Origin of the sequence: Vibrio sp. ER1A, from assembly GCF_000733315.1 — a bacterium.
In the GTDB taxonomy this organism is placed as follows: Bacteria; Pseudomonadota; Gammaproteobacteria; order Enterobacterales; family Vibrionaceae; genus Vibrio; species Vibrio mediterranei.
Map to the genome: position 1 here is coordinate 1 of NZ_JPJA01000027.1, position 23,185 is coordinate 23,185.

The window sequence follows — 23,185 nt, forward strand, 5'->3', positions numbered from 1 at the left end:
TGTAATGCAATATACAAAGCAACGGCAAGAAATGAGAAGTTACCAGTAGTCAAGAATCCCCGTTTAGCCTAGAATTGTCAACGGTTTCAAGGAAACCAGAAAGGACACGACCAGACACACTATGACACCGAATTTTACCGACTGCACTGAAAAATGTGTATATAGGTGTGCATATGTAACGTGAATTCTATGCAGATAACAGGGGCCAATATGAAGCTCACAGAGAAGTTTTTAAAATCAAAAAATAACACCACTGACGGCAAGCCGTTTAAGGATTTTTCAGACGGTGGCGGTATGATTGCTAGGCTGTATAAGTCGGGCTCTATCTCGTTCTACTATCGTCATCGATGGAACTCAAAACCAGCAATTGCACTGATAGGCAAATATCCAGATATCACGCTCAAAGAAGCTAGGTCTATTCACAATGAAATGCGTATTAAGCTCACCAAAGGCCAGAACCCAAAACATAAGATAGAAAAGGATGGTGAGTACACAATACAAGAAGGTTTTGATTGCTGGTATGAGAAACACGTCTTGCCAAACAGAAAGCACAGCAACGATGCAATTGGAATATTTAGACATAACTTGCTAGAAAAACACGGCTCGTTAGTTCTCAATGATATTACGGCGTTAAAGTGGATCGAAATCCTTAAGAACAAAAAGGCACCAACGATAAGCGGCCGCCTTCTAAAAGAATGTCGTGCAATGTGTTCTTACCTCATTAGATTGGGACTTATCAAGCCTAATGCTATTTCAGCAATTAAGATTGAAGACGTTGGTTCTCTTGGTAAAGTCCGAGATCGCATCTATACCCGCACAGAACTGAAAGCAATTTTGGATTTTTGCGAAGGGAACGCGACCAACATAGAAAATAGAGCCTTACTATTTATGCTCATGTTTTGGGGTTGCCGTGTATCTGAGATTGGCACGTCTACTTGGAAGAGGAATTTAAACTTCCAAGATATGCAGTTTATTATCATGGCCGACAATTCAAAAAACAGTAAGAAGATAGTACGGCCAATTCCAGAGTTCATGATGCCAATGCTTAACGAACTGAAGCAAATAACCGAGAAAGGTGGCTATTTAATACCTTATGAAGATCCAGCCTCACCACCGGGTAAGTTGTTGTCGTTAAGAGTTACCTACATGCGTCGTTACACTGGTATTGATGATATGATTGCTCACTCTTTTAGACACACTATGTCTACTCACTTAGCTGATTTGGGTATTGCGCCACACGTAGCGGAAAAGTTACTAGGTCACTCGATGGCTGGAGTAATGGCCGTCTACAACAAAGGGGATTATCTAGCGGATCAGCTGGTGGCTTTGAATACTTACTACGAATGGATTAAAGGGGCTTGAAGCCCCTTTTTTGATCAACCTAGTTTAGCTCTTACAAAGCAGTCTTTGGCTTCCAGTAATTTACGCATTCCTGCGCTTTTTTCGGGGCAGTTTGGCAGTTCGTTCATGACAAGGGCAAGGGCTGCAATTGGTTCACTTACTTCTTGCAGGTGCGGCGGTAGATGTTCGTATGCGAAATATTTCAACATCGGGTTACCTGTTGCATCAAAAGGACTTGGACTAGTAAGAACTCCGACTGGACCACCGTTAGGATGTGAACATTTATCAGAGTGTGAAGACTTAGACTCGCCGAGTGTGTACTCGTGATAACCTTTATCAAACACGTCTTTAGGGCTCCAAGAATGGTATTCGTCTGAGGTTCCTTTGCTATATATCACCAAATAACCTTTATTATCAGGATCCATAGGCTCTATATCTTTCATAGCTGGCCCTAACCGATGGTAATTGTCATTAAAGTGAGCGACGTAATCGTCGTAAGCCATAGGCTCTGCATGTACCACTTTATGGCTTCTATACTTTTTTAACATTTTATTTACCTTCTTTATTTTTTCTAGCGTCGTAAAAGGCGTTGTGCCAAATTACGTGATATCTGTGACGTATGTCGTATGGATTGTCTGAGATATCGAAGACATATCTCCTGAACAATCCTGATTTTTTCTTAGCGCACTTCTGCACGTGCTCGATTACCTCTTTCTTTGTTATCATCCGGCCACTCCTCCGCTGATGACATTCCAGTCATCTGCTAGTGTGTCTTCTGAATTTGCTATCCAGTTGTAACACAAGGTGCCTTTTTCACCGCGTCTAGTGAGCATTGGGGCAATACCTGGTTCGGGAGATTCATAGTGACACCACATTCCCTTTCTGCTCCATTCGGCACGAGCTACTTTGTGGCCTTGCCTCATGGCTTCAATTGCTTGACCGAACGTCATGCAAATGTCGGTGCTTTTACTCACTTCATCAATCCACAAAAATCCACCGCCATCTGCTATGTTGAGGCCAAAGCCTAGCGCAGAATAATCTTTATGCGGTTCTCTAGGCTTTTCTTGATGTGCAAAAAAATCAGGATTCGAGTATAAGTAGGCAGTTGTTCGCTCGCCGTCTTGACTAACTAGCGTGTAATACAATCCTGGTGTTAATATTTTTCCGTTTACTACTGCTGTTTTCATTTTTTCTGTTTCCTTATTTGCTTTATAAAATTCACGTATTAGATTACTGAACCCGTCGTTTCGAGCTTTCCATATTATTTCTTGCATGAGTGGCCCTCTGCGCCAATGGAATAAACTCGCACCTCTCCACCCGTCTTACAATCTCTCGTCATTGCGTATTCCACCGCCTCCTTTGCGGTTTTACCGAAATCCAACGCGGCTTGTGCGTATGCTTCACCGCTACCAGCAGTGATATCGCAATTAAGCTCAGTCAATATGACGTCTCCATCATCAAGAGAGAGCCAGTGATTTTTATCATTCCTCCAAATAATTCCGTACACATGCGCGTTTTTACGCGGCGGCGAAGAGAAATTCTCTGCAACGTACCGACAGTCCGATGTATTGCCAGCAAGAAAAAATACTCCATGTTCGGTAGCGTAGATTTTGTTTTCGTCATCATTGATGATGCAGTCACCAATCGTTACTCTTGAATCAATGGCGACTACTTTTTCTTTATGACTGTATGCGATTGTCGTCATTGTTTGATCTCCACAAAATAAACGTTTCTTCCATCTTTACGCTCAATTGGCAAACACTTAGCTTGCATACACTTTTCGTCTCTTAACCTAAAAGTGCAACAATTGGTGCAGTCAAAGACAGTGCCATCTCCCTCAATAACTTTGTAATCTTTGCCGTCGATAGCTTGGATTTTGATTTCAGCTTCCTTACTCATAAATAAACGCTCTATATTCGGGCTCATCGGCCTCTGTAGAAAAATTAGATATAATACTTACCTTACCAATCGCTCTTAGTGCTGTTTCTGTACCTTCAGGATTGAGCTCACGACAACCAGAAACAATACTTGACCATATAGGTACGTTAGTCGTGTTATTGCCTGATATTCCTTCATTAAGATCTGTTGCTGCATCTCTGAGGTATTCTTCTGTGTTGCATTTAGGGCAGGCAGCATCCCCACCACTGGTAAGCATTCCATTGTCAATGCTATCTAGATCCCAAAGTCGCCCATTAATGCAAGTTGCATCATTGTAGGTCGCTCCGAAATGCGCCCCTTCGTAGCCACAAGATTTATTAAGCTTATTCATCGTCATCCTCCAAACCTGCGCATTTCAAATTTACCAATCTATACGCCTCTTGCGCATCTTCGGATAAACCAACGATATCCACATCGGCGTAACCACTATGATTTTCCTCTGCACGCTTTAAATAGAGTGACTCAGCGTAATTAAAACCATCAAACCACCCATCACCGTAAGCTTCCGATTTAACTTCGATTTCTTCGCGCTTTGATTTACTAGGCTCTCGGCTGAATACTTTCCAGTTGGTTGAGAACTTCGTATCTTTCGCGTGAGTTAACTTTCTCTTAATGCGCTCGGCTCTTTTAGAAGTACCGACTTTTTTTGCAATTAAGTCCATTTCACCGCACTTAAGAGGAACTAATTTGCATCTAGGCATCTTCGTCGTCCTCGTTCTCACTCACCAACTTTATCCCACTGTGACGCCAGATAAGCACTCCATGTTGGTCTTTATCAATGATTTTTAAGTCCATTAGCTCATTAGTCATAACATCCAATAAACGTTCTTTTTCTGTAAGTTCGGTAATCGCTGGTGAAAACGAAAATGCTTCGACGCGATGGCGATTGCCATTTATCTCTATATCTCTTCCTATCGAGATATCATCTGTTGCGATTTGAATCGTAGTGGTCATATGGTCGTATCCTTTTTTAAAAGCCTAGAACTAAAGTGTTGATAGGCTCGATGTGGAATAGTTGTCCGTTCAGGTAGGTTCGTATTTCAGTACAGACAATCATATTTGTGTTTAGGTGTGGTTTTGATGGGTAGCTGAAGTGTTTTATTTGGCTGGTGGACACTCCACCAGCTAATAAGGCAAGCGCAACCTCTTCCTCTTCGGCAATGTGCGCTTGTGCTACATCATCAATGAACTTCAGTTTGTTGTTCATCATTCGCGTGTCCTGGTAAGAATGTGTAGCCTTTCCCTTTTTCCCAACCCAAAACATCGGTACCCATAAATACACATTGAGGACGAGTTCTAATAGGGTCTGGGTATCCTTCTTTCTCTCTCCAGCGGTGAAGAGTACGTGCACTTAAAGGAGACTCACCATCGTTTGAAAGAACCGAGTAACGAACTAATAGTTGTGCGGTAGTAAATACAGACATAAGTCTAAATCTCCAGTTTTGGAATAATAAATTTTGCTGGTTCGTAGATAATTGAGCCATCGGCCTGATTACCAAACACGTCCCAACCTTCACGACGCTCATCGCATCTAGCGAACATTTCTATTCGTTTAACGTCGCCTGTCATGCCCTCTACAATCTCATAGGCTTCGTCAGGCTTGGCGCTATGAATGTATTCCCCGTTTTCGTCCACTGGCATAGGTGCACTAAACAGATTTCTGTGATTCTTTTCTTTGATTTGTCGAGTGATCGAACCGTTGTACATTAGCAAAGCAGATTCAGTCGCGGCACGTGTTCCCCAGCCCATGCCAAAATGAGGCTTTCCTGTCTTAGTGAGCTTTTCCCATACAAGCGCATTGATATTAAGAAACTTCTTAAATCCCCACGCATGACCTACTTGAATGGCATCCATAGGCATGGAACTGAGGTACCACATGATCAACACAGATTCAGGAGCAATAATTTCTGATACTGGCATTTCGCACAGCTGCTTAGTGCTCATGGTTTTGTACTTGGCAGCCGCACCGGATTTTAGTCGGCCGCCAGTATTAGCATTTCTTGACTTCCAAGGTGGATCCGCATAAACCAACTGGTACTTATCAGACATATCTATCTCCCTTAATTAAGCTTTCCAATTTTCTTAGCTAGTTCACCTGTCCAGTTCTCACGTTCCCATTTCTCTACATGAGATCTGACTGCTTCACGAACTTGCTTGATTCCTTTCGAACCCATGCCTTTAACTCGTTTTTCTAACTGGAGTTCTGACATGTGTGACACGGAATAAACAGTTAGGACGTTAGAACCGTTCAGTAGCTCTAGTTGACGCTCTGTTAAATCTTCAACGTCGTGCAGGTCTTCAGATTTAGCCCAATCAATACGGTCAATAAGGTATTCGTGAGAAATTTCCATGCGTTCGCGGAATATCTTTGTTGCTTCGTCCACCAAACCGTTAGGAACCTTACCTTCGATTTCTGAGATTTCAGGCCAGAATAAAACGCCCCATGCAGAACATGACGGAATAAAGTTGATCGCGTAGCTGGTGCGAATCTCTATGTGGAAATTAAAATCGCCAATGGTAGAGACTTCACCACCGATTGGGATAAAGTTCATAGGCCAATGGAAGTAATAGATCGCACACTCAAGGTTATCTTTGCCTTTAAAGCGTTTTTCGATAACGTCACCATCATTGTGCAACAGGCGTTGCTTTAACTCTTCATGAGCGTTGCCAGCTTCGAGTGCCACTTTTTCTAGTTTTGCTTTTTCAATGATGTGCGATGAATTCTCGGTGCGATATTTCTTGTTTTCTGTACGAAGCTTGATCACCTCTTTTGCCTGATCTTCATTTTTTTTGCGGTAATTAGCCAAGCGCTCTTTCATGGCCTTCGGGTTCATTTCCTTTAGCTCTTTAAGCTGTTTTTTGAGTTCTGCAAAAGTACCAAGCTTGATGTTTTGGCGAGTGATAGTCTTAGTGAGTTCAGCAATTTGCGTTTCAATCTCAAGTTTATCTTGCTGGTGGCTATCACTAAGGGAATTAAGCTTAAGCTCAAGGCTGTTACGTTCTGTCTGAAGCTTTTCACATTCGTCAGCAAGTGTGTTGTAGGCTTCAACGTCATTATCTAACGCTTCGTTAATGGTGCTAACGTTATTTCCAAGAAGTGACAGTAAATTTTGAAGCTGTGTTGTCATGGACCGAGCTAGGCCGTTAACGGCGGTTTCTACTGAGATCTGTTCTGTCATGGTGCTACCTGTTAAAGAAAAATTGGTCGTGGCCTTTGGGGTGGCGCGTCCCTGCGCCTGTTCAATGAGAACTGTTAAAACTCACCGATGTAGATCGGCATTTTGATTTCGTTGGTTTGGAATTCAGTAAGAAGCGTATCTTTAAACTCAAGTGCCATTTCTTCTTGAATTTCTTCCAAGCGCTTAATGCGCAAAATTAAGATCTCGTTCTTGATGATTGATAGGCGCATTTCGAATTTTCGGGATGCTAAACCCTGATAAGGTACACACTCGAAAACAAATCCGTCTGGAATAACTAGTTCGCCTTTGGTAGTGACCGCTTCGCGCTCATACTCGCTTTGTGATGATGCAAAATTACTAACTGCACGATCACTGCCACTAACACGTTCAAAGTTAAGCTCACGAAGCGCTGTAATTGCTTGAGTCATATCTAGAGGATTCTCACCACCAGAGATAGGGGTTAGATACTCTGAATAATCTTCTAACCATTCAGCAATTTGGCGCTGATCCATCTTGTGACCATTCACACCAAGTAGTGTTTTGAAAGGTGCCGTTTTCTTTAGAGCGCATTTAGCTGTGTGACGCTGGTGGAGTGGTAGCTCAACAGTACCAATGTCGAAAGTGATTTCTGCTGACATAAAATCAACGTCAACAAAGGCCGCCGAACCTTCAGCAGAATAGACTTTGGCATACTTAGCGATTTCAGTGATTAAGCCAGTTTTGAAAGTTCCACGGAAGCTATCACGATGCGTTTTGAACTCTTCCAAATCTTTCATTACATAATCATTAGGCAATGCAATGATTGTCGATTTGGTATTTGATTCTTTGATTTGATCAAGGAAAAGTGGTGCGTTTGCTTTGTTTACTAGCTCTTGAATTGCTGCTTTATCGAGTGACATTAGTAGTTACCTCCTACTTTAAGATGTGCCATGCCTTCAGGGATTAAACCAAGTTGAGAACGAACATCTTCTTTAGGACGTTCGTATGTGACCTTGCCGCCATAGCCGCAGTAAGCAACAGTGTCGTATTTGAAGTCTTCTTTTTTGCTACCAAATTTTGGCTTAGGTTCGTTAACTGCCATGCTAACTACGGTATTAAGAATCGATGGGTCGGTTTGTGATGCTGGCTTTAGCTTGATCTTAAGGCTTACTTCGCCCTGCTTTCCGCTATTGGCTACAGCTAGGGCAACGTTAGACATTGCTAGGCCAAGCACATTAGAGATAGAGCCAGCTTCGATTTGGGATATTAGACCAGGGAAGTCGGTCTTACGGTCATAGGCCTTTTCTAAACTGCCGCTGGATTTTTCTTGCGTTTCTTCACTCATTGAATGAACTCCAATTCACTGTTAGTATTGAGTGTGTAAGGGGTTTGGTCGCTCCTTACACCACTTCCAATTCCTGTTAATTGCTGGTATTGGTCGTGTCCTTTGGAGCCGCCTCGCTGTAGGCGGCTTTTTCATGCAAAAGATAAACTTGTTCGTGTGTATCTTGTTGCGATTCGTGACATACCATAGCAGTTTGTGACGCAATAATAAATTGATGTTCGTCAAAAAAATTAGCGCAGATTGATAAAAAAAACACGAATGTGATTTGAATGCATAAAAAAACGCCAGCTAATTTGCTGGCGTTTCTATTCGGTGAGAGGTTTTGTGATTAGATAGCGTATGATTTCATTACTGCTATGATTTCCATTTCTGGTTCTATCTCTGTGACCAATAGTTCTTTTGGTATTTCTTCGCTCAGGCATTTTAAAAACTTCTTCCCTCTAGCAAAATAGTATTCCATGACTTCAGGTGCCATGCCTTCGGCAGTTCTAGCTACAACTAATTGACCACTACTAGGTTCGCTATCCCAATCAAAGTAAATCATTCCACCAGCTGGGTACTTTCCAATTTGCACGTCTGTTTTGATGATAAATAGACTTTCAGCATTACCTTTAGGGCAAGGGTGGCGTTCTCTAGTCTCATCTTCACTAATAGATAGTAGAAGGTCTTTAGGGTCTGTACGTGCAAGCTCATTGATTTCGATAACTGGAGCTCCAAAACGTAATCTATTAGCGCGTTCTACTTCATCAAGGTTCATTGGGCCTTCGCCAGTAACTAACCATTCAACGCGACACTTTAGAGCTTTTGCAAGCATAACAGCGACAGGAGCCATAACGCTTTTTTTAGGGTTGCTTGAGATATTAGTAAGTACAGAAGCAGACACTTCAGAAATGGCGGCAAGTTCTTTATAGGTTCTGACTCCAAGATCGGCCATACGCCTATCGATATTTTGAGCCAGAACGGACTTGGCGATGTTCATAGATTTCTTATCTCCGATGCTATGTATGTAATACGGGTGTATTACATATTTTTGCAGACAAATTGTCACATAGCAACATTTCGTGTCTTTCTGCGTCCGTTCGTGGCGTATATAAAATGCTCAATAAATAACCTGTTTCGATTCTATAAAACATCATCAAGATCACATAAAACACCATTGATAATTTATGACTTTCGATCAACAATTAATGACGGCTCACGGAAGAGCCATTGAATTGAAGGATCTATAACCGTATCCATGTAGTGCGTTTTGGGATGAATGGTTTAGTCAGTTATTACATGGAGCTGGCTAAACAAGAACATTTATCACCAAAGCGCATTTTTTTTATCAGAGGAAAACGATGATTTACAAAAACATTAACCAGACAAACGGCCTTTGTGCTTTTCCTGCTTTGGCATTAACCAGAGGTTTGAGCGCTGAAATGTTGGGTTACTACATCCTGGTGGATACCAATATGGGTTTAGACAAACTCGATGACCAAGTTCTGGAATCATATCTATCTGAACTAGGCGCGGTAGAGCCTAAAGAAGTGATCGCCGTATTGCGTGAAAAAGGCTTATTGGTGAAGCCGCAAGTAGAGAACGAAGAAGAAAATCCCGAAGCAATTTCAGAACGTCTGGATAAGTTCAAAGAAGAGCTAGGGGAGTTTGACAAGAAGCTTGATGAAGTTTTTGACGACCAAAAAGACGAAAACCGCCAATAGGCGGCTTTCAAGATTCTTTTTACCGAAAAGAAACGCTGTTTTGGACTCACCCAAACAACAAGGTAAATGCTATGTGTTTTTTGAGAACGGCGCAAGCTCTAAGATTTAAATTAAACAATCCAGCTAGGAAATTGATTCTAGTATCACTTTCTGATTTGGCGAATCCGCAAACTGGTGAATGCTATCCAAGTTATGACTATCTTGCTGATGTAGCTAACGTCAGCCGAAGAACAGCAATGCGACATGTTGATGATCTCGAAAAGCTGGGATTTATCAGTGTTATTCGAAGAAAGACGAGCAGCAACAAAAACAACTCTAACCTATACAAGATAAATTTTGGTGGTGACATTGTGACACCACAGCAAAGTTTTAGTGGTGACAATATGACACCACCTAGTGACAACAGCGACAATTTTGATGGTGACACGGTGTCACCCAATCCTACTACTCTAGATCCTACTACTGAACAAGATCTTACGTCAGAGAATAAATTCTCAGACGATGACATGAAGCTTGCTCGGTTTATTTTTTCTCGAATCAAGGAAGTCACTCAGTACGTTAAGTTCAACCCAAACAAATGGGCTGATGCTATTCGACTCATGCGTGAACGTGACGACCTAACCCACAAAGAAATTCAAGACGTGTTTATTTTTGCCAACAAAGATAGCTTTTGGCGAAAAAACATACTTAGTCCTACCAAGTTGCGGGATAAGTTCCCTCAACTGGATGCGGCACGTAAAGAGAACTTCCAAAAACCGGATGGTTATGCCTATGCACAGAGACAACAAACCGAAATCCATAGAGGAATTGAATACGGTGAGTTTGCCGACCAATCGATCTTCCCCGATGAGCTCCAGCTCGCCACCAATGAGATCCCAGCAGTTAGGGAATCAGTCATCGCAATGCGTCGAACATACATTGAGCAACATTACGATGAAATTCTGGCGAAGAATGGCGGCGCTGTACGGGAAGACTTGGGGAACGATGAATGGCAGGGATCCGAGTAGAGAGTGGGATAACTTCATAGCACCTTTGTCGTTAACCGATTTAGAACGCCTTTTCTTGATTTGCCGTGAACGTTTGGCGCAAGAAGTGAAGTTTCCACCGTCGTTAGGTGAATTCATCGCTTTGGTGAATAGCCGAACCAAGTCGGAGTATCAACGGGCCTATGCGAGATATCTAGCTAGGACACCAGAAGGAAGGGCAGAAACTTGGGTAATGGCGAATTGCTCTTTCAATTTAAGACGAACGCCAGCTAACAAAGTGCAGGAAGAATATTGCAAGTATCTACAACAGGCCGACGAACTGGAGAGAAATAACCAACTTGAGTTACCCGGTGAAGAGTTAATTGCATTACCAGTGCACAGTGCAGTCTCGATAACTGACCAAAAGCGAGAAGAGTTTGCACGAAGTGGTAAGAAACACAGATTTAGTGATCGCATAGCGAATCTAATCAAAAAGGACACGACCAATGACAACAGTAACAACAAAGAAACGCGGTAGGAAAACGCTGGTGGTCAACATGGCCAGTAAAAACCGCGCCAAACCGAAAGCGAGAAAAACAGTACCCAAAGAGAAAAAGGCCAAGAAGATGACCCGCGCCGAACGTCAGCAAAAACTTATCGATAGTGGCGTTGCTAATTGGTTCACCGATAACTTTCCCGCGCTATTCACTAGTTTTGTGCCAATGCAGATCGGCACAGGAAAAGAGATCCGCGCCATGGTTCAGTCCATGGATGAAAAACCATTTCCAGTTATTAAGGTTCGTCAGTTCTTGCGCCTATGGACTGATAACCCTGCATATCAACAAGCGATCATCAATAAGACCTATCGGACGTGTTTGGATGGTTCACGCGGTGACAAGATTACCGACCAAGACAAGCAAGCAGCCCGTGAAGTGATGAAACGCTTTAAATAAGGATCTGTTATGGAAATTACGACTCTGAAGCAAGCAGCGACCCACTTAATTGAATCTGGTGTTGTGGATATGGAAACAATGCAAGTGGAAGGTAAGCAACTACTTGAGGTTTGCGGTTTAAGTTTGGCCGCGCCAGCTAGGGAGATAAGACGCCAAATAGTAAAACACGGTTTCGTAGAGAACGAAGACTTTAAAGCATTGACGCTCGAAAGTTCAGGTGGCCGTCCTGGTACGGTTTATCAGTTTTCTATGAACGCGGCCAACCATGTTTTGCTTGCTGCGATGACTAAAGAAGGTAAAGCCGCTCGTCAAGATGCTATTGAAACTAAAACGGAGCAGCAAGGCCAATTCGAACACTTCTCTGATGACCCGATAATTTCCCTAATGAATAGCATGGCGGCACAACGTCGCATTCAGTTAGAGCAACAGGCCGAAATCAACAACCGATTTGAAGAGGTGGACAACAAGATCAACCAGCTTACTGAAGGTGCGCCTATTGGTTGGATGGTGTTAACCCGCATTGGTGAGCATTACGGTTTCTCGAAACAAAAATCAAAAGAGATTGCAGCTGCTTATGAGCTTATCACTAGGCCAATGTCGATAGGTGAGTACGGCACGATCACTCGAATTGTAAAAGAGTCGGATTTTAAACAGGCCCTCGCTCAAGAAATGAAAGCGACCAAATTAAACGGCAATTGGTTCAAGAGCAGCAAGCTAGGCCGTTACGCAGCAAAAGGGCGTTTTCACGAACAATACATGAAAAAAATGCTTCAGAACGAAGCTTAAGTAAAAGGACACGACCAAATGATCACAAAACTAAGTAAGCAGCTGCAAGGCAAGACGATTCTTGCTTTGGCGAATAGAAACCCGCTTACAACTTGCCGACTAACTAAGGAAGAGCGTGAAGAAGTTTACACGTTCAAGGTGTTAAAAGTTGCGCGTCGCTACATGGACATTATTGAACTCGATAAGAAGTTCCCGATAGAAGGCCGTTACACCGCTGATGGCATTTCGGAAGGAAACATTAAGTCAGGATACGTTAGAGACTCAACATTCCGTTTCTTTGAGAGCTTAGAAGATATAGATCACTGGAAACTGATCACTAAGCAACGCCGCGAACTGGCTGATTTTTTCAGCCGTGGTGCTGATGGACTCAATGACGATCAGGTTTTAGCCATTCACAAGATGATTTTCAAAGGTGATAAGCATGTCAGCACTAAAGCTTGATCAAATTCTAAAACAAAGTGCTGTGTTGCATGAAATATGTAATTCACGCCGTCTTACATACATCTTAGCAGGAAAAGAGATTTACCAAATTTTACTTGAGCGCTTGAAGGTAATTGAGTTTGGCGGTGGGTACGCTTCATTTCGATTTATCCATTCAGGCATCGAGTACATAAAGTTTGGGCTAACTGGTGACTTTGATTTGATATTGCTAGACCAAGACCACCAGCCGTTAGAAACAGTTCGCATCGAACTAACAGATAAAAAGGCATGACCAAATGAACGAAGAAAATTATGACTATTACTTTGTACCTTCAAATATCAGGGATGAACTTGATAAGAAGTATGAGGAAGAGATTTTAGGACCGAGAAAAGCTGTGTTTGACGAGTTGTTGCTAGCTACAGGAGCAATCGCTTGGACTGAAAATAAAAATTGGGGCGAAGTATCCACAATTAGAAGCCTTGCTTTTCATCCAGATCATGAACTTGTTGGAGCGTCATATATGACCAAACCAAAGTTTGATCAGTTCGAAGGAAGTCGGGTGGCGATTATTAGGGGTAAGCAGAGTGTTTCTCTTGGTCGCGACTTCAATAACCTAGTCGTCGAAGCTAATAAGAAGTTAAAAGACCTTCCAGACTACAGGCAGTGGCTTGTTGTCCATTTCAAGGTAATGAGAACTGGCTTTGGAGCAGCTACGGGTAGAGGTGTATCGATGCTTTCAACAAATGCAGGTCATTTGAGTGACGGTTTGGGGTTTGCGATCCCAAAGGGTGGCAATGAAAAGCATGGAACAATAGAGATACCAGATTGCTTTGAAAAACTAACCTACGGCCAATGGTACGACTTAATCAAACCTAAAACTGAGGCTTAATTATGAAAGAGAAACTTGCATTTAATTGGAAGTGGGTAGCCAAGGCCACAGGCGCAAATGATTTATCCATCACGTTAGACGGTACTACTCGCGCCCCGAATATAGAAATGGCAAGTAACCAGGTTCGTCGCGGTATTTCTGAAGAGCTTGGTTTACCTGAAGAGGCCATTATCGTTCATAAGCTTCACCAAGTAGGGGGCAGAGCATGAAGAAGTGTTTTTTTAGTGCATTAGTTACTTATGAAGAGCGCCGCACTGGAATATGGAAAGAAGCGCCAATTAGTGGCATCGAGTCGTTTGATTTGAGTGAGAATATCGCTGATCAAGTAACATCAATATTCCGTGAATACGAACCTGACGCAACGCTGATCTCTAAGATACATATTCAATCGTTTAACCCGGTAGAACTTGATAGCAATAACCATACTGAAAGATTGATTGAGTTATGGCGCATCGAGCGCACATCTGGGGAGTATTACGGTGGACTACAAACGAAGAGCTACGTGAATATCCAGCTTGAAAAATTGGGGATCGTGTTATGACCGAAGCTATCAAAACGGTGACGCTAGACGGTGATCAGTATGAGGTTCACAAGGGAACAGGCACCTATTCAGATTGCCGTATTCACTGCGATCTTTACCACAAGTGTGAGTGGGTAGATATCCCCGACGAATATTGCTCACCATGCCAATCACAGGATGTTTACTTTAAGCGCCCGAAGCAGAGTAATGACAAGGTGAATGGTTATGACAAAGATTAAGGCGTTTAGAGAGGTGAATCGGCGCTCATGGCCCATCAAGCATGCTGAAAACTTGATTCGAGTTTTTCTTAGCAAAAATTTTCTGGTCCAAGTTTATGACGAAGGTGAGGGTGTGTATCGGCTTTCCATTTCATCAACAAAAGTACAGGGAAGCCGTTGGGCTGATGGTATTACATGGGATGAACTTCAGGCCATTAAGAACGCAGTAGGTTATGGAAAGATGGTGGCGGTAGAAGTTTTTCCAGAGAACGCGAATGTTGTTAACGTAGCAAACATGCGTCATTTGTGGGTATTGCCAGAGCCGCCAGCATTCATGTGGAGGCGCGATTGATGATTAACAAAGCACTAGCCAAGCAAGCTGCTAACCATCATACCCACCAAGTACGATCGGGAAAATTCGAAACAGCTACTTTGTCAGTACCTAAAGCTTGTATACCTGACATATTGAAAGTTGTTGTTAAATGGAAAACCAAAGGACACGACCAATGTTTGATATCTACTTAAAGACAGGACTGATTTACGCACTATGCGTTGTCATCTTCTACATAGCGTTATTAGTGCACAACCAATACAGACTAAAGATAGGACCAAATAAGTCAGAGAACTTGTTTGTAGGTGTTGTGCTTCTCGGCATTTGTTTGGCTGGTGGATTAATAACGGACAAAGAACCAATACTGTGGTTGTTCATAGCTGGTGCAGTGGTTTCCGCTGCGACGTTATTCTTGATGTGGAGAAAATACACTAAAAGTATTTTGTGATTGATGATCGTGATCACTGCTGCTTGTTCGAAAATTGGCTAATCTAAGTGCTGTTAGTCCTCCAATACTAACTTTAGCCATTGGGTAATGCCTGTTAATAGAGAGCACTTAAGCACAAGGGAAACCGTTTTGGTTTCCCTTTTTTTATGTCTGGAGCCAAGAAAATGAACTCACGAACGCCAACAAAAGCAGAGAGGATTTACTTAGAGGCCGCGAAGATAGCGGTTGGTTGCGTGGCCTGTAATAAGTTGAATTACGAGAATGATTATCTACCAGAGTATTTAGCCATTCACCATAGTACTGACAAGGGAAGTAAGGCACCGTTGGCGCACTTCTTTGGTGTGCCTATTTGTGGTGTGCATCATCAAGGAGTAGTACCAAGCGGTATGAAGTTACCGAAGGGTGAGCCTGTACGACACTCGCCGCTAGGTAGTCATGAGAAGGTATTCAAGGAGAAGGTTGGCAGTGACCTGGAGTTAGTTAGGTTCGTGTGGTCAAAGCTGTCATTGGATGCCATTGACGCGATAGGAGAGATCACGGGGATTTACTCTTTTGACGACTTATTAAAGATTGATTCAGGTCAAGGTTAAAACATTAATGCGAATTGACTATTGAAATAATGTCACATTGACGTATATTAAAAACACGTTCGAATATCAAAGGACACGGCCAAATGAACAATGATATTAAGCAAATTCGAGAGAAACGCTGGGGCAAAAAGCCTGAACAGGTTTCTAAAAGCTTTTTTAGAGTACATCCCATATCTCGCAAAGGAGGGCGTAAAGATGCCAAGTAAGCAAGAGGAAGCAAGACAAATAAATCCGTACATTTATGAAGATATGGCTTCTACAGGATTCAAGGCCGCAATCAAGCTGTTAGCTAATGACAGGAACGAATCTAAAGAAGAGACGTTTCAATACCTTTGTCAGCAACTAGGCCGCGATTCTATTCAGATCAACGCTTACCTAAAACGCGGGTTACCTCACTACTTAGCAAAGCAGCTGTTGGACATTCTGAAGCAGCACCGCATTTGTTTCGGACTCCACCAGCTATCACCAACCAAAGCAATTATTGAATACGCACACCTTAACCAAGTTAAGAAATCTGAACGATAAAACAAAAAGGACACGACCAATGTTACTTAGCAAACTGCAATCTGCGCTTTTCTTTGAAATCAAAGCAAATGAAAACATCACAGGGTATGACATATCGAAGGCGATAAGTGCCAAGGGTTTAAAGTGGAGCCATCAACAGGTCTATCGTGAGCTTCCGAAAATGCCGCTCAACATGACCTATGTTCCACAGGAAGGTAAACCAGACAAAAAGCTCTACTCATTAACTTGTAACCATGAAGCCTATGAACACAATCAAGACCTAATGGATACCGAGTTCTTACTTTGCTATCCCGACGTTTCCTTAACGTCAATACACCTCGAAAAGCTTGAGAAAGAGCTAGAGCTATTGGCTGAAATGCCAGAAGAACCAGTAGTGACCTATCGAACTAGTGCCGTGAAGCTTCAGATTGAATCGCTAACGGCCACATTGAAGAAGGTCAAAGCTAATGACTGAAAAAACGTACACCATCAAAATGGCCGTAGCCACTCAAGAAGACTTTGAGACGGTTTACCGCATGAACACACTCGCTCAAATCTTAGATGAATATACAGGCCATGGTAAGCAGATTGAATACATGTCTGACTCTGAAAGACGACCAATTCTATTGCTTGCTCAGTTATGGCACAACGAAGGTTCCAGTGCTTTTGCTCGCGTTCTTGGATGTGCTGCGACTCTTATGTCAGAGGGTAACGGACTGATCGACCAAAAATCTGATGTATTGGAATTTAGCCCTGAACTTAAGCGTGTTTACTCGCTGGTGGATTCAATAGAGTCAGGTACACACCTAGATAAGCTCAAAGGTCCAATGCGTGGTGAGCATTCATTTCAACAAGAGCGAAGCTGTAGCGCGTGTAACTACGATATACCTACTCACGACTGTGAAGTATGTAATGGTGATATCGAGTACATCGAAAATGTAGATGTACCTTGGGATACACAGAAAGAAATTATCAACCATGCCCTAAGAGAATTGGGCTTTAAGTTCAGAGAAGGAGAAACGCATGAATAATCAAAATACAGCTGTGTTGGGTGATATCAATGCTGGAAAAATAGCTAAAGAAGGTAAGTTTGAGCGCCTACATAACCTGCTTTTGACACTATCGGGCTCTACTGCAACTAACTCGGTTGAGACACAAGACCTAAAAGTAGTGCTAATTGGTTCTGACAATGAAGAGTCAAATGAAACTTGCGGCGAGACTGTCAAACCTCAAGCGTCATATGTCGATGCGTTGATCGAGTTAGCAGAAGATAGTGTCAGAGAAGTCAACAAAGCTACTAACAGCGTAAGGGCTATAAGACCCCAATTCCCAAAACAATTCTGAGATAGCTTTCGAGTAAGGAAATTATCTGCCATCACCTAAACAGAACGTAGCGGCTGAGGCAAAACGCCTCGGCTTCTATTCCTTTATGGTGGAGCTTGCAAAACACATTGGTAGGTTCCAATCAATTACGATATATGAGAAAGACGAGGTTACAGCACATTATGAATCAACTAGAACTCACCACCCAAGAGCTATTAATTCAGGAAAGCGCACAGAGCAGAGCGCACAAACAAGCTCAGAGTATGCTAGAGCAAGGCGTAGAGGTTAACGTAGCCAGCGTAATTACAGCGGCACTTGCGAAAGCTATTCCTCACATAAAAGATCAGGTTGTCCAAACACAAGTAACTCAAATGCTGGTGGAAGCAGCTGGCGTTAATCTGGCACTCAATTCTAACCTTGAAATCATGACAAAGCGTGTTGCTGTGTTGGAGCAAGAAAACCAAAATCAAGCTGCTTCTCTAGTGGAATGTCCAGATCAGGAAATCGTCAGTGATGCCGACTTTACTCAAGAAGGAGAAAACGCGTCATGACCTTAAAAGAATCCGTTAACAACATCTTTCTTGATCTGCTTGGTATTAAGCCGGAGAACTACTACGAAGATTGGATGAATGTCGCGTTCGCTGATCAAAAAGACCTAGATGAACTTGGTTGTGGTATTAACGCGCATGGAATGAAGGTGTTGTTAGCTAACGTACTGGAACGAAGAACGGGAGCGACGGCCAGTATTATACTTGCCGGGATGACTTCACCAAATGCTACCAAGGCAATCGCAGCTAAGAATTTTATTGATCTGAGGTGGGTGCTTGAAAAAGAGTGTGTGCAGTATGACAAGCCTATTGTCACATTTGATAGAGCTAGGTTGATTCTAGCATTTCAGAGAGACGTTCCTAAGTTTGGCGAAGCATTAGCTTATGTGGTTGAAACTGGTAAGGACGTTCCACAGGAACAACGAGAGTATGCGGTTAAGCAGTTAGAACAGGCCGCTAAGGAGGATGGAATTGCACTCACAGACGACAACGTTATCGAAGTACCTGAAGCGTCACGGATTGCGACATGAAGATTTAGTCAATGAAACTGGTAGAAGCCGTAACACTATCGATAGTTGGTGGAAGAATGGCGATATCAAGATTATTGATACAGCAATCAAAGCGGCCCTTCTTACTCGATACGTCCCCTCAATAGACCTTTCAAAAGCTAACTTAAATTTATACAGAACCTAAACTCAAGCGCCTATGTGCGGCTTTGTTATTATTGGCTAGTAATCAATCACAGGAGCTAGTCATGAAGCGCACTTTATTAGCTGGGCTAATCACGCCACTGATCACCAAGACTGTAGTCGCTAACGCGGCTCCAAAACCAAAGCCACCAGTTGTTACCATCACTCCAAATACTCAAACACTAAATGAAGGTGACCCAATGACGGCCACCGCTGACCACGTTAAAGAGAGCGGCCATACATACACATACCTATGGCAAACATTCGATGGAAGTTGGCAGGACTTACTTGGAGGGACGACTCAAACCTTTACCATCGCCAGTATCACATCGGGTAATGCTGGCAGGTTCCGTTGTATCGTGACTGATAGCACTACAGGATTAAGCGGTACGTCTAACGAACTAACAGTTAATTAAATATAAAACAAACGCAACATCGAGCTATTGACAGTGTTGCGTTTGTTGCGATTTAAATTAAGAGACATCTTGATTTCTAGTCGCAATGCGCGCAAACTTAGTATTAACAGTTACAGTTACGGAGAGCACTATGTTTCACACCAGTTCAAGCAAAATAGAATCAATCATTAACGACGGTGTATCAAATAGCTGCTTGTTTTTTTCTGACAATGTATACGTGATGACTGCAAGCAATTGTTATTACGTCTATGAAGCGGATTTTGATTGTGTTCGCGCTTCACAGCTTCATGATGAAGAAATCATTTCTGAAATCGCAGAGTATTTTGACTGCGATTTAGAGCTTGCTGAATCTCTTTTAGATGCAAGCGAAAATGAATATCGTCAAAATTTTGACTGCGACGCTGAAAAATCCTGGTGGTTGCAAGGAAAACGTGGTCAATGCGCTGTTAAGATGGGCTTCGATGGTTGTGAAGACGTAGACGAAAATGGAACTGTTTACATCATTCCAATGTTAGGTCGTGAAGATGAATTAAAACTAATTGAGGTGGTTAATGGATAATCCAGCAACATCAGAAATAGTTTCTCTTAGAGAGTCTATACAGTCTATTAACAGTTAATTAAATATAAAACAAACGCAACATCGAGCTATTGACAGTGTTGCGTTTGTTGCGATTTAAATTAAGAGAACGGTACGGTTAAGCTTCAGCGATTGGTTGATAAACATTGGGTAGATGTTCCGTCAGGAAGTTTTACGGATTCTACCGCATTCAACTTAGCACCAGGAACGCAAAGTGTTTACTTTAAGTTTGTCGTATCTAGTGGTGAATTTGAGATTGAAGTGAATACCCCTTAACAACGAGCCTGAAAAAGAGCTCTTTTTTTTGGTATCCTTAAATTGCTGAACGTGTTTTAAGGATGCCATTCAATGCCCGTATATATCCCTTCGAGATATCTTGGAAGCCTCAACATTGAGTCAAAAGCCAAGGTTCCTACCAAAACCCAATCCGATATTAAGAAGGCTCACGCAAAGCTACAGGCGAGAATTCAGCGCAATTTAATCGGATTACCTCCATACGAACAAGAGTATTTATTCCATCCATCTAGAAAGTGGCGCATGGATTATGCGTGGCCTGACAGTAAGTTAGCGTTAGAGGTTCACGGCGGTCATCACACCAAAGGTAGGCACACTAGAGGTCTAGGCTTTGCCAACGACAGAGAGAAGATGAACGAGGCCCAATTGCTTGGATGGATAGTTATCGAGGTTACAACTGACAATATCCCTCAAATGCGAGGCTGGATTGAACATGCTCTAGATATTCGCAATGGTGATCAGTGATGCTTGATAAAGGTAATCAAAACACTGATCATGTGATCACGTGATCAGGTGGTAATTATTTATGGCTAAACCAAGAGATTGGGGAAAACTGCAACTAGAGTGGGTGGCTTCAGGGCTTGCCGCTGCTGAGTTCTGCAAGAAAAACAACATCCCAACTCCGTCAGGCCGACGCTATTTCAACAACAAAGTAAAAGAAAAACTGATCAGTTCTGGCGCTGTAGCGTTGCCTGATCAGGTGATCAGTAAGGGTGATCAGCTGGAAAGTGATCAGTCGAGTGAAAAATCTAACACTCGCAAGCAATCACGCGAGTCAACGTCTGCTGGAAAATCGACGGAAACGGGGAAACAACCTACGAGAAGGAAGAACAAAGGTGGAGCTCCGAAGGGGAACAAGAATGCGTTTGTTCATGGGCTGTTTTCTGCTGTGTTCGAAGGTCTTGAGAAGCATGTGAATGAAGTCGATGAAAGCATGAAGCTTGAGTTCTTGAAAGCAGCACAGCTTAAAGCGCTTCAGGCCCATGTTGATTACAAGAAAGAATTAGAGCAGCTGCTTAAGGACATAGGGGAGCGTGAAGACGGACTTATTACTGAACTAGAGCAAGAGAATATTTCTAACTTAGAACGAAGAATGAATAGCTGCTTCGACCAGGCTATTAGATACGCTGGTAAAGAACTGCAATACGCCGACCAAATTCAAGGCACAAAACTCAAGAAGGCCACCATCGAACTGGTCAACATCAATAAGAAGAAAGTCGAAGCGCAAACCACCCATATCAAAGTTGATACCGACCTTAAACGCAAAGCTATCCCACTTGCACAAGCCAAGAAAGAACAAGCTGAAGCACAAACAGCACTTGTTCGCCATGAGTTAGACCTCAAACAGAAAGAAGGACTAGGGGATACCGACGATCTTGGTATGGAACTGGAAGACATTATGGATATGAAGGATGACGAAATATTAGAGCGCTTTACTGAAGCTGGTGGAGTCTTACCAGATGATGAATAAAGGCCAAATTGAGCAAAGCATCGATTACAAATTCAATCCAGACATGCCATGCCTGACTGATCTCCAGTTCAAAGCGTTGTCACGTCCTCAAAAGCGTAGATACCTACGAACCTACCTTAAAAATAAGCGCTGGCGACTGAATAACCTTTACAAAATTGAGAATGAAAAGGGCAAGGTAGTTACTTTTAAGATGCGCGACGCGCAAAAAGACCTATTTGAAACCGCCCATACATTCGAAATCATTCTAAAGGCCCGTCAGCTAGGGTTCAGCACATACATTGATATCTATGCACTTGATTGTTGTTTGTTCACTAAGAACTTTAAAGCAGGGATAATCGCCCAAGACCTACCTTCAGCTGGCGAAATATTCGCATCGAAAGTCGTATTCCCTTATGAGCATTTACCAGGCTATTTGCGTTCTCGTATTACGTTGGTATCACGTCGTGGTGGTTCAAACGGCGGTAAGCTTCAATTCAACAATAAATCGTGGATTCGTGTTGCTACATCGTTTCGCTCAGGAACGTTGCAGTTTTTACACATTTCAGAGCTGGGTAAGATCTGTGCTAAGTACCCACAAAAGGCAGAGGAAGTTAAAACGGGCTCAATGCCTACCGTTCACACAGGTTCGAAATGCTTTATCGAATCTACTGCTGAAGGTGCTGCGGGTTATTACTATGAACTATGTAACCTCGCTCAAGAACAACAACAAAGCGGTGCACCATTAGGACCAAAAGACTTTAACTTCCGTTTCATTCCTTGGTACACACACCCTAACTACATTGCAACAGTTCCAAGCACTGGCTTCAAACAATCCAAGTACTTCAAAGACTATTTTGCAGCTGTAGAAACTGCAATGAAGATAACGCTTAGTGAAGAGCGTCGACAGTGGTACATGGAGACGTACCACAAGTACGGTGAGAAGACTAAGCAAGAATATCCATCCACTCCACAAGAAGCTTTCCTTACTTCAGGTCGTCGCGTATTCAATGCGATCCAATGTATGGCCGCTGAAGGTAGATGTAAAAAACCGCTACTCATTTACGAAGTCAATCCAGAGACAGGAAAAATGTCAGACGTTCGTAACGAAGTGAACAGCACTAAGAAAGGTGAAGAGCTCGTCAAGGGATTGATGGGCTACTTGCTTATTTGGGAACTACCAGACGAAGGCCAAGACTATGCGCTTGGTGCTGACGTTGCTGAAGGGTTAGAGCATCGTGATAGAAGTTCTCTAGACGTACTCGATGCACAAGGACGCCAAGTCGCTCACTGGTTTGGTCACCTCGATACCGACCAATTCGCCAAGATCATAAACCACATAGGCCGATTCTATAACAAAGCCTATGTTGGTCCTGAACGTAACAATCACGGTCATGCTGTTCTTAACAAGCTACGTGATATCTATCCGCTATCTCGAATCTATACCGAGGAATACCACGATAGAGACGACGACAGAGAAGAGACACAGCGCATTGGATGGCTAACCACTAGAGCCAGTAAGCCGATCATCATCACCAACCTTAACGAAGACCTACGCCATGAGACAGACGGGATCCAGTGGATAGGCACTATCAGAGAAATGAACACCTATGTGTATGACTCCAAGGGCAGCACTAACGCTATTGATGGCGCTTTTGATGACCAAGTAATGAGTTATGCCATTGCCAAGGAAATGGTTGTTCGTATGCCAAGAACGCCGAAGAAAATCAATACACCAAGACCACCAGCTGGAAACTGGAAAACTAAATAGGAGCTTCAAC

Annotated in this window: 41 protein-coding genes; 27 read left to right on the forward strand and 14 right to left on the reverse strand. The window is 42.8% G+C overall.

The genetic code is table 11. The features are described from left to right. Positions 1–210 precede the first annotated feature (210 nt). Positions 211–1,362: a tyrosine-type recombinase/integrase gene (locus tag HW45_RS03330; RefSeq protein WP_038224762.1), complete on the forward strand. Its 1,152-nt coding sequence runs from the start codon at positions 211–213 to the stop codon at positions 1,360–1,362. Positions 1,363–1,376: 14 nt separating this feature from the next. Here the strand turns inward: HW45_RS03330 and HW45_RS03335 are convergent, their stop codons facing one another. The 14 genes from HW45_RS03335 to HW45_RS03400 form a co-directional block, all read right to left on the reverse strand. Next, positions 1,377–1,889: a hypothetical protein gene (locus tag HW45_RS03335; RefSeq protein WP_038224763.1), complete on the reverse strand. Its 513-nt coding sequence runs from the start codon at positions 1,887–1,889 to the stop codon at positions 1,377–1,379. 174 nt (positions 1,890–2,063) lie between these two features. Continuing rightward, a complete protein-coding gene (locus HW45_RS03340; RefSeq protein ID WP_160171190.1) occupies positions 2,064–2,528 on the reverse strand; it encodes a Thoeris anti-defense Tad2 family protein in 465 nt (154 codons plus the stop codon). Positions 2,529–2,602: 74 nt separating this feature from the next. Continuing rightward, positions 2,603–3,046, reverse strand: a complete 444-nt coding sequence (locus HW45_RS03345) for a hypothetical protein (protein ID WP_038224766.1) — start codon at positions 3,044–3,046, stop codon at positions 2,603–2,605. Beyond that, entirely contained in the window at positions 3,043–3,240 is a 198-nt protein-coding gene (locus HW45_RS03350) for a hypothetical protein (protein WP_038224767.1), read from the reverse strand. The genes HW45_RS03345 and HW45_RS03350 overlap by 4 nt, the downstream gene beginning before the upstream one ends. Next, entirely contained in the window at positions 3,233–3,610 is a 378-nt protein-coding gene (locus HW45_RS03355) for a hypothetical protein (RefSeq protein ID WP_038224768.1), read from the reverse strand. Before HW45_RS03355 ends, HW45_RS03350 begins: the two co-directional genes overlap by 8 nt. Beyond that, complete coding sequence (locus tag HW45_RS03360) at positions 3,603–3,941, reverse strand: hypothetical protein (protein WP_038224769.1); 339 nt, start codon at positions 3,939–3,941, stop codon at positions 3,603–3,605. Before HW45_RS03360 ends, HW45_RS03355 begins: the two co-directional genes overlap by 8 nt. Positions 3,942–3,972: 31 nt before the next feature. Continuing rightward, positions 3,973–4,233 carry a hypothetical protein gene (locus tag HW45_RS03365; RefSeq protein WP_038224770.1) on the reverse strand — a complete coding sequence of 87 codons (261 nt, stop codon included), beginning with the start codon at positions 4,231–4,233 and terminating at the stop codon, positions 3,973–3,975. A 16-nt stretch (positions 4,234–4,249) separates the two neighbouring features. Next, a complete protein-coding gene (locus HW45_RS03370) occupies positions 4,250–4,489 on the reverse strand; it encodes a hypothetical protein (protein ID WP_038224772.1) in 240 nt (79 codons plus the stop codon). Next, positions 4,461–4,703, reverse strand: a complete 243-nt coding sequence (locus tag HW45_RS03375; RefSeq protein ID WP_038224773.1) for a hypothetical protein — start codon at positions 4,701–4,703, stop codon at positions 4,461–4,463. The genes HW45_RS03370 and HW45_RS03375 overlap by 29 nt, the downstream gene beginning before the upstream one ends. Positions 4,704–4,707: 4 nt before the next feature. Further along, positions 4,708–5,328 (reverse strand): MT-A70 family methyltransferase, encoded by a 621-nt coding sequence (locus tag HW45_RS03380; RefSeq protein WP_038224774.1) that lies wholly within the window; start codon positions 5,326–5,328, stop codon positions 4,708–4,710. Between the two features lie 11 nt (positions 5,329–5,339). Further along, positions 5,340–6,458: a hypothetical protein gene (locus HW45_RS03385; protein ID WP_038224776.1), complete on the reverse strand. Its 1,119-nt coding sequence runs from the start codon at positions 6,456–6,458 to the stop codon at positions 5,340–5,342. A gap of 74 nt (positions 6,459–6,532) precedes the next feature. Continuing rightward, the gene (locus HW45_RS03390; protein ID WP_038224777.1) at positions 6,533–7,357 is read right to left on the reverse strand and encodes a DUF2303 family protein; all 825 of its coding nucleotides are present in this window, start codon (positions 7,355–7,357) and stop codon (positions 6,533–6,535) included. Continuing rightward, positions 7,357–7,782: a hypothetical protein gene (locus tag HW45_RS03395; protein WP_038224778.1), complete on the reverse strand. Its 426-nt coding sequence runs from the start codon at positions 7,780–7,782 to the stop codon at positions 7,357–7,359. Before HW45_RS03395 ends, HW45_RS03390 begins: the two co-directional genes overlap by 1 nt. A gap of 328 nt (positions 7,783–8,110) precedes the next feature. Continuing rightward, on the reverse strand, positions 8,111–8,761 hold the full coding sequence (locus HW45_RS03400; protein WP_038224779.1) for a helix-turn-helix domain-containing protein: 651 nt from the start codon (positions 8,759–8,761) through the stop codon (positions 8,111–8,113). 361 nt (positions 8,762–9,122) lie between these two features. On the opposite strand from HW45_RS03400, the gene HW45_RS03405 reads away from it, so the two are divergent. The 26 genes from HW45_RS03405 (at position 9,123) to HW45_RS03530 (ending at position 23,175) form a co-directional block, all read left to right on the forward strand. Beyond that, a complete protein-coding gene (locus HW45_RS03405) occupies positions 9,123–9,485 on the forward strand; it encodes a hypothetical protein (protein WP_038224780.1) in 363 nt (120 codons plus the stop codon). A 71-nt stretch (positions 9,486–9,556) separates the two neighbouring features. Continuing rightward, positions 9,557–10,492 carry a helix-turn-helix domain-containing protein gene (locus tag HW45_RS28215; RefSeq protein WP_051867716.1) on the forward strand — a complete coding sequence of 312 codons (936 nt, stop codon included), beginning with the start codon at positions 9,557–9,559 and terminating at the stop codon, positions 10,490–10,492. After that, positions 10,470–10,988, forward strand: coding sequence for a hypothetical protein (locus tag HW45_RS03420; protein ID WP_038224781.1), 519 nt, complete (start codon positions 10,470–10,472; stop codon positions 10,986–10,988). Before HW45_RS28215 ends, HW45_RS03420 begins: the two co-directional genes overlap by 23 nt. After that, positions 10,957–11,403, forward strand: coding sequence for a ProQ/FINO family protein (locus HW45_RS03425; RefSeq protein WP_081875751.1), 447 nt, complete (start codon positions 10,957–10,959; stop codon positions 11,401–11,403). The genes HW45_RS03420 and HW45_RS03425 overlap by 32 nt, the downstream gene beginning before the upstream one ends. Before the next feature lie 9 nt (positions 11,404–11,412). Continuing rightward, positions 11,413–12,189 carry a hypothetical protein gene (locus HW45_RS03430; protein WP_038224785.1) on the forward strand — a complete coding sequence of 259 codons (777 nt, stop codon included), beginning with the start codon at positions 11,413–11,415 and terminating at the stop codon, positions 12,187–12,189. Between the two features lie 18 nt (positions 12,190–12,207). Continuing rightward, positions 12,208–12,630 carry a hypothetical protein gene (locus tag HW45_RS03435; protein ID WP_038224787.1) on the forward strand — a complete coding sequence of 141 codons (423 nt, stop codon included), beginning with the start codon at positions 12,208–12,210 and terminating at the stop codon, positions 12,628–12,630. Continuing rightward, positions 12,611–12,901 (forward strand): hypothetical protein, encoded by a 291-nt coding sequence (locus HW45_RS03440; RefSeq protein WP_038224788.1) that lies wholly within the window; start codon positions 12,611–12,613, stop codon positions 12,899–12,901. Before HW45_RS03435 ends, HW45_RS03440 begins: the two co-directional genes overlap by 20 nt. A gap of 4 nt (positions 12,902–12,905) precedes the next feature. Then, on the forward strand, positions 12,906–13,499 hold the full coding sequence (locus HW45_RS28220) for a DUF5420 family protein (RefSeq protein WP_051867718.1): 594 nt from the start codon (positions 12,906–12,908) through the stop codon (positions 13,497–13,499). 2 nt (positions 13,500–13,501) lie between these two features. Then, a complete protein-coding gene (locus HW45_RS03450; protein ID WP_038224792.1) occupies positions 13,502–13,708 on the forward strand; it encodes a hypothetical protein in 207 nt (68 codons plus the stop codon). Beyond that, positions 13,705–14,040, forward strand: coding sequence for a hypothetical protein (locus tag HW45_RS03455; RefSeq protein WP_038224793.1), 336 nt, complete (start codon positions 13,705–13,707; stop codon positions 14,038–14,040). The genes HW45_RS03450 and HW45_RS03455 overlap by 4 nt, the downstream gene beginning before the upstream one ends. Then, on the forward strand, positions 14,037–14,258 hold the full coding sequence (locus tag HW45_RS03460) for a hypothetical protein (RefSeq protein ID WP_038224794.1): 222 nt from the start codon (positions 14,037–14,039) through the stop codon (positions 14,256–14,258). Before HW45_RS03455 ends, HW45_RS03460 begins: the two co-directional genes overlap by 4 nt. Further along, positions 14,245–14,589, forward strand: a complete 345-nt coding sequence (locus tag HW45_RS03465; protein WP_051867720.1) for a DUF7694 domain-containing protein — start codon at positions 14,245–14,247, stop codon at positions 14,587–14,589. Before HW45_RS03460 ends, HW45_RS03465 begins: the two co-directional genes overlap by 14 nt. 154 nt (positions 14,590–14,743) lie before the next feature. Further along, the gene (locus HW45_RS03470) at positions 14,744–15,016 is read left to right on the forward strand and encodes a hypothetical protein (RefSeq protein WP_038224795.1); all 273 of its coding nucleotides are present in this window, start codon (positions 14,744–14,746) and stop codon (positions 15,014–15,016) included. Between the two features lie 164 nt (positions 15,017–15,180). Further along, the gene (locus HW45_RS03475; protein ID WP_038224846.1) at positions 15,181–15,606 is read left to right on the forward strand and encodes a Ref family recombination enhancement nuclease; all 426 of its coding nucleotides are present in this window, start codon (positions 15,181–15,183) and stop codon (positions 15,604–15,606) included. 83 nt (positions 15,607–15,689) lie between these two features. Then, entirely contained in the window at positions 15,690–15,812 is a 123-nt protein-coding gene (locus tag HW45_RS30160) for a hypothetical protein (protein ID WP_268745538.1), read from the forward strand. Continuing rightward, entirely contained in the window at positions 15,802–16,131 is a 330-nt protein-coding gene (locus HW45_RS03480) for a hypothetical protein (RefSeq protein WP_038224796.1), read from the forward strand. The genes HW45_RS30160 and HW45_RS03480 overlap by 11 nt, the downstream gene beginning before the upstream one ends. A gap of 19 nt (positions 16,132–16,150) precedes the next feature. Then, positions 16,151–16,585 (forward strand): PadR family transcriptional regulator, encoded by a 435-nt coding sequence (locus HW45_RS30280; protein ID WP_051867722.1) that lies wholly within the window; start codon positions 16,151–16,153, stop codon positions 16,583–16,585. Further along, the gene (locus HW45_RS03490) at positions 16,578–17,141 is read left to right on the forward strand and encodes a hypothetical protein (protein ID WP_038224797.1); all 564 of its coding nucleotides are present in this window, start codon (positions 16,578–16,580) and stop codon (positions 17,139–17,141) included. The genes HW45_RS30280 and HW45_RS03490 overlap by 8 nt, the downstream gene beginning before the upstream one ends. After that, entirely contained in the window at positions 17,134–17,454 is a 321-nt protein-coding gene (locus HW45_RS03495) for a hypothetical protein (protein ID WP_038224799.1), read from the forward strand. The genes HW45_RS03490 and HW45_RS03495 overlap by 8 nt, the downstream gene beginning before the upstream one ends. Before the next feature lie 161 nt (positions 17,455–17,615). Further along, entirely contained in the window at positions 17,616–17,984 is a 369-nt protein-coding gene (locus HW45_RS03500; protein WP_038224801.1) for a hypothetical protein, read from the forward strand. Beyond that, on the forward strand, positions 17,981–18,511 hold the full coding sequence (locus HW45_RS03505; RefSeq protein ID WP_038224803.1) for a hypothetical protein: 531 nt from the start codon (positions 17,981–17,983) through the stop codon (positions 18,509–18,511). Before HW45_RS03500 ends, HW45_RS03505 begins: the two co-directional genes overlap by 4 nt. A gap of 224 nt (positions 18,512–18,735) precedes the next feature. Beyond that, complete coding sequence (locus HW45_RS03510) at positions 18,736–19,086, forward strand: immunoglobulin domain-containing protein (RefSeq protein ID WP_038224805.1); 351 nt, start codon at positions 18,736–18,738, stop codon at positions 19,084–19,086. 220 nt (positions 19,087–19,306) lie between these two features. Next, complete coding sequence (locus HW45_RS03515) at positions 19,307–19,645, forward strand: hypothetical protein (protein WP_200874562.1); 339 nt, start codon at positions 19,307–19,309, stop codon at positions 19,643–19,645. A gap of 366 nt (positions 19,646–20,011) precedes the next feature. Beyond that, a complete protein-coding gene (locus tag HW45_RS03520) occupies positions 20,012–20,422 on the forward strand; it encodes a hypothetical protein (RefSeq protein ID WP_038224813.1) in 411 nt (136 codons plus the stop codon). Between the two features lie 61 nt (positions 20,423–20,483). Beyond that, entirely contained in the window at positions 20,484–21,428 is a 945-nt protein-coding gene (locus HW45_RS03525; protein WP_038224816.1) for a hypothetical protein, read from the forward strand. Next, on the forward strand, positions 21,418–23,175 hold the full coding sequence (locus tag HW45_RS03530; protein ID WP_443083030.1) for a terminase: 1,758 nt from the start codon (positions 21,418–21,420) through the stop codon (positions 23,173–23,175). Before HW45_RS03525 ends, HW45_RS03530 begins: the two co-directional genes overlap by 11 nt. Positions 23,176–23,185: the final 10 nt, after the last annotated feature.

What these genes read in the sequence shown, in the direction of transcription:
- HW45_RS03330 (WP_038224762.1), top strand. Translation starts at nt 211, where the DNA reads ATGAAGCTCACAGAGAAGTTTTTAAAATCAAAAAATAACACCACTGAC.
- HW45_RS03335 (WP_038224763.1), bottom strand. Translation starts at nt 1,889, where the DNA reads ATGTTAAAAAAGTATAGAAGCCATAAAGTGGTACATGCAGAGCCTATG.
- HW45_RS03340 (WP_160171190.1), bottom strand. Translation starts at nt 2,528, where the DNA reads ATGAAAACAGCAGTAGTAAACGGAAAAATATTAACACCAGGATTGTAT.
- HW45_RS03345 (WP_038224766.1), bottom strand. Translation starts at nt 3,046, where the DNA reads ATGACGACAATCGCATACAGTCATAAAGAAAAAGTAGTCGCCATTGAT.
- HW45_RS03350 (WP_038224767.1), bottom strand. Translation starts at nt 3,240, where the DNA reads ATGAGTAAGGAAGCTGAAATCAAAATCCAAGCTATCGACGGCAAAGAT.
- HW45_RS03355 (WP_038224768.1), bottom strand. Translation starts at nt 3,610, where the DNA reads ATGAATAAGCTTAATAAATCTTGTGGCTACGAAGGGGCGCATTTCGGA.
- HW45_RS03360 (WP_038224769.1), bottom strand. Translation starts at nt 3,941, where the DNA reads ATGGACTTAATTGCAAAAAAAGTCGGTACTTCTAAAAGAGCCGAGCGC.
- HW45_RS03365 (WP_038224770.1), bottom strand. Translation starts at nt 4,233, where the DNA reads ATGACCACTACGATTCAAATCGCAACAGATGATATCTCGATAGGAAGA.
- HW45_RS03370 (WP_038224772.1), bottom strand. Translation starts at nt 4,489, where the DNA reads ATGATGAACAACAAACTGAAGTTCATTGATGATGTAGCACAAGCGCAC.
- HW45_RS03375 (WP_038224773.1), bottom strand. Translation starts at nt 4,703, where the DNA reads ATGTCTGTATTTACTACCGCACAACTATTAGTTCGTTACTCGGTTCTT.
- HW45_RS03380 (WP_038224774.1), bottom strand. Translation starts at nt 5,328, where the DNA reads ATGTCTGATAAGTACCAGTTGGTTTATGCGGATCCACCTTGGAAGTCA.
- HW45_RS03385 (WP_038224776.1), bottom strand. Translation starts at nt 6,458, where the DNA reads ATGACAGAACAGATCTCAGTAGAAACCGCCGTTAACGGCCTAGCTCGG.
- HW45_RS03390 (WP_038224777.1), bottom strand. Translation starts at nt 7,357, where the DNA reads ATGTCACTCGATAAAGCAGCAATTCAAGAGCTAGTAAACAAAGCAAAC.
- HW45_RS03395 (WP_038224778.1), bottom strand. Translation starts at nt 7,782, where the DNA reads ATGAGTGAAGAAACGCAAGAAAAATCCAGCGGCAGTTTAGAAAAGGCC.
- HW45_RS03400 (WP_038224779.1), bottom strand. Translation starts at nt 8,761, where the DNA reads ATGAACATCGCCAAGTCCGTTCTGGCTCAAAATATCGATAGGCGTATG.
- HW45_RS03405 (WP_038224780.1), top strand. Translation starts at nt 9,123, where the DNA reads ATGATTTACAAAAACATTAACCAGACAAACGGCCTTTGTGCTTTTCCT.
- HW45_RS28215 (WP_051867716.1), top strand. Translation starts at nt 9,557, where the DNA reads ATGTGTTTTTTGAGAACGGCGCAAGCTCTAAGATTTAAATTAAACAAT.
- HW45_RS03420 (WP_038224781.1), top strand. Translation starts at nt 10,470, where the DNA reads ATGAATGGCAGGGATCCGAGTAGAGAGTGGGATAACTTCATAGCACCT.
- HW45_RS03425 (WP_081875751.1), top strand. Translation starts at nt 10,957, where the DNA reads ATGACAACAGTAACAACAAAGAAACGCGGTAGGAAAACGCTGGTGGTC.
- HW45_RS03430 (WP_038224785.1), top strand. Translation starts at nt 11,413, where the DNA reads ATGGAAATTACGACTCTGAAGCAAGCAGCGACCCACTTAATTGAATCT.
- HW45_RS03435 (WP_038224787.1), top strand. Translation starts at nt 12,208, where the DNA reads ATGATCACAAAACTAAGTAAGCAGCTGCAAGGCAAGACGATTCTTGCT.
- HW45_RS03440 (WP_038224788.1), top strand. Translation starts at nt 12,611, where the DNA reads ATGTCAGCACTAAAGCTTGATCAAATTCTAAAACAAAGTGCTGTGTTG.
- HW45_RS28220 (WP_051867718.1), top strand. Translation starts at nt 12,906, where the DNA reads ATGAACGAAGAAAATTATGACTATTACTTTGTACCTTCAAATATCAGG.
- HW45_RS03450 (WP_038224792.1), top strand. Translation starts at nt 13,502, where the DNA reads ATGAAAGAGAAACTTGCATTTAATTGGAAGTGGGTAGCCAAGGCCACA.
- HW45_RS03455 (WP_038224793.1), top strand. Translation starts at nt 13,705, where the DNA reads ATGAAGAAGTGTTTTTTTAGTGCATTAGTTACTTATGAAGAGCGCCGC.
- HW45_RS03460 (WP_038224794.1), top strand. Translation starts at nt 14,037, where the DNA reads ATGACCGAAGCTATCAAAACGGTGACGCTAGACGGTGATCAGTATGAG.
- HW45_RS03465 (WP_051867720.1), top strand. Translation starts at nt 14,245, where the DNA reads ATGACAAAGATTAAGGCGTTTAGAGAGGTGAATCGGCGCTCATGGCCC.
- HW45_RS03470 (WP_038224795.1), top strand. Translation starts at nt 14,744, where the DNA reads ATGTTTGATATCTACTTAAAGACAGGACTGATTTACGCACTATGCGTT.
- HW45_RS03475 (WP_038224846.1), top strand. Translation starts at nt 15,181, where the DNA reads ATGAACTCACGAACGCCAACAAAAGCAGAGAGGATTTACTTAGAGGCC.
- HW45_RS30160 (WP_268745538.1), top strand. Translation starts at nt 15,690, where the DNA reads ATGAACAATGATATTAAGCAAATTCGAGAGAAACGCTGGGGCAAAAAG.
- HW45_RS03480 (WP_038224796.1), top strand. Translation starts at nt 15,802, where the DNA reads ATGCCAAGTAAGCAAGAGGAAGCAAGACAAATAAATCCGTACATTTAT.
- HW45_RS30280 (WP_051867722.1), top strand. Translation starts at nt 16,151, where the DNA reads ATGTTACTTAGCAAACTGCAATCTGCGCTTTTCTTTGAAATCAAAGCA.
- HW45_RS03490 (WP_038224797.1), top strand. Translation starts at nt 16,578, where the DNA reads ATGACTGAAAAAACGTACACCATCAAAATGGCCGTAGCCACTCAAGAA.
- HW45_RS03495 (WP_038224799.1), top strand. Translation starts at nt 17,134, where the DNA reads ATGAATAATCAAAATACAGCTGTGTTGGGTGATATCAATGCTGGAAAA.
- HW45_RS03500 (WP_038224801.1), top strand. Translation starts at nt 17,616, where the DNA reads ATGAATCAACTAGAACTCACCACCCAAGAGCTATTAATTCAGGAAAGC.
- HW45_RS03505 (WP_038224803.1), top strand. Translation starts at nt 17,981, where the DNA reads ATGACCTTAAAAGAATCCGTTAACAACATCTTTCTTGATCTGCTTGGT.
- HW45_RS03510 (WP_038224805.1), top strand. Translation starts at nt 18,736, where the DNA reads ATGAAGCGCACTTTATTAGCTGGGCTAATCACGCCACTGATCACCAAG.
- HW45_RS03515 (WP_200874562.1), top strand. Translation starts at nt 19,307, where the DNA reads ATGACTGCAAGCAATTGTTATTACGTCTATGAAGCGGATTTTGATTGT.
- HW45_RS03520 (WP_038224813.1), top strand. Translation starts at nt 20,012, where the DNA reads ATGCCCGTATATATCCCTTCGAGATATCTTGGAAGCCTCAACATTGAG.
- HW45_RS03525 (WP_038224816.1), top strand. Translation starts at nt 20,484, where the DNA reads ATGGCTAAACCAAGAGATTGGGGAAAACTGCAACTAGAGTGGGTGGCT.
- HW45_RS03530 (WP_443083030.1), top strand. Translation starts at nt 21,418, where the DNA reads ATGATGAATAAAGGCCAAATTGAGCAAAGCATCGATTACAAATTCAAT.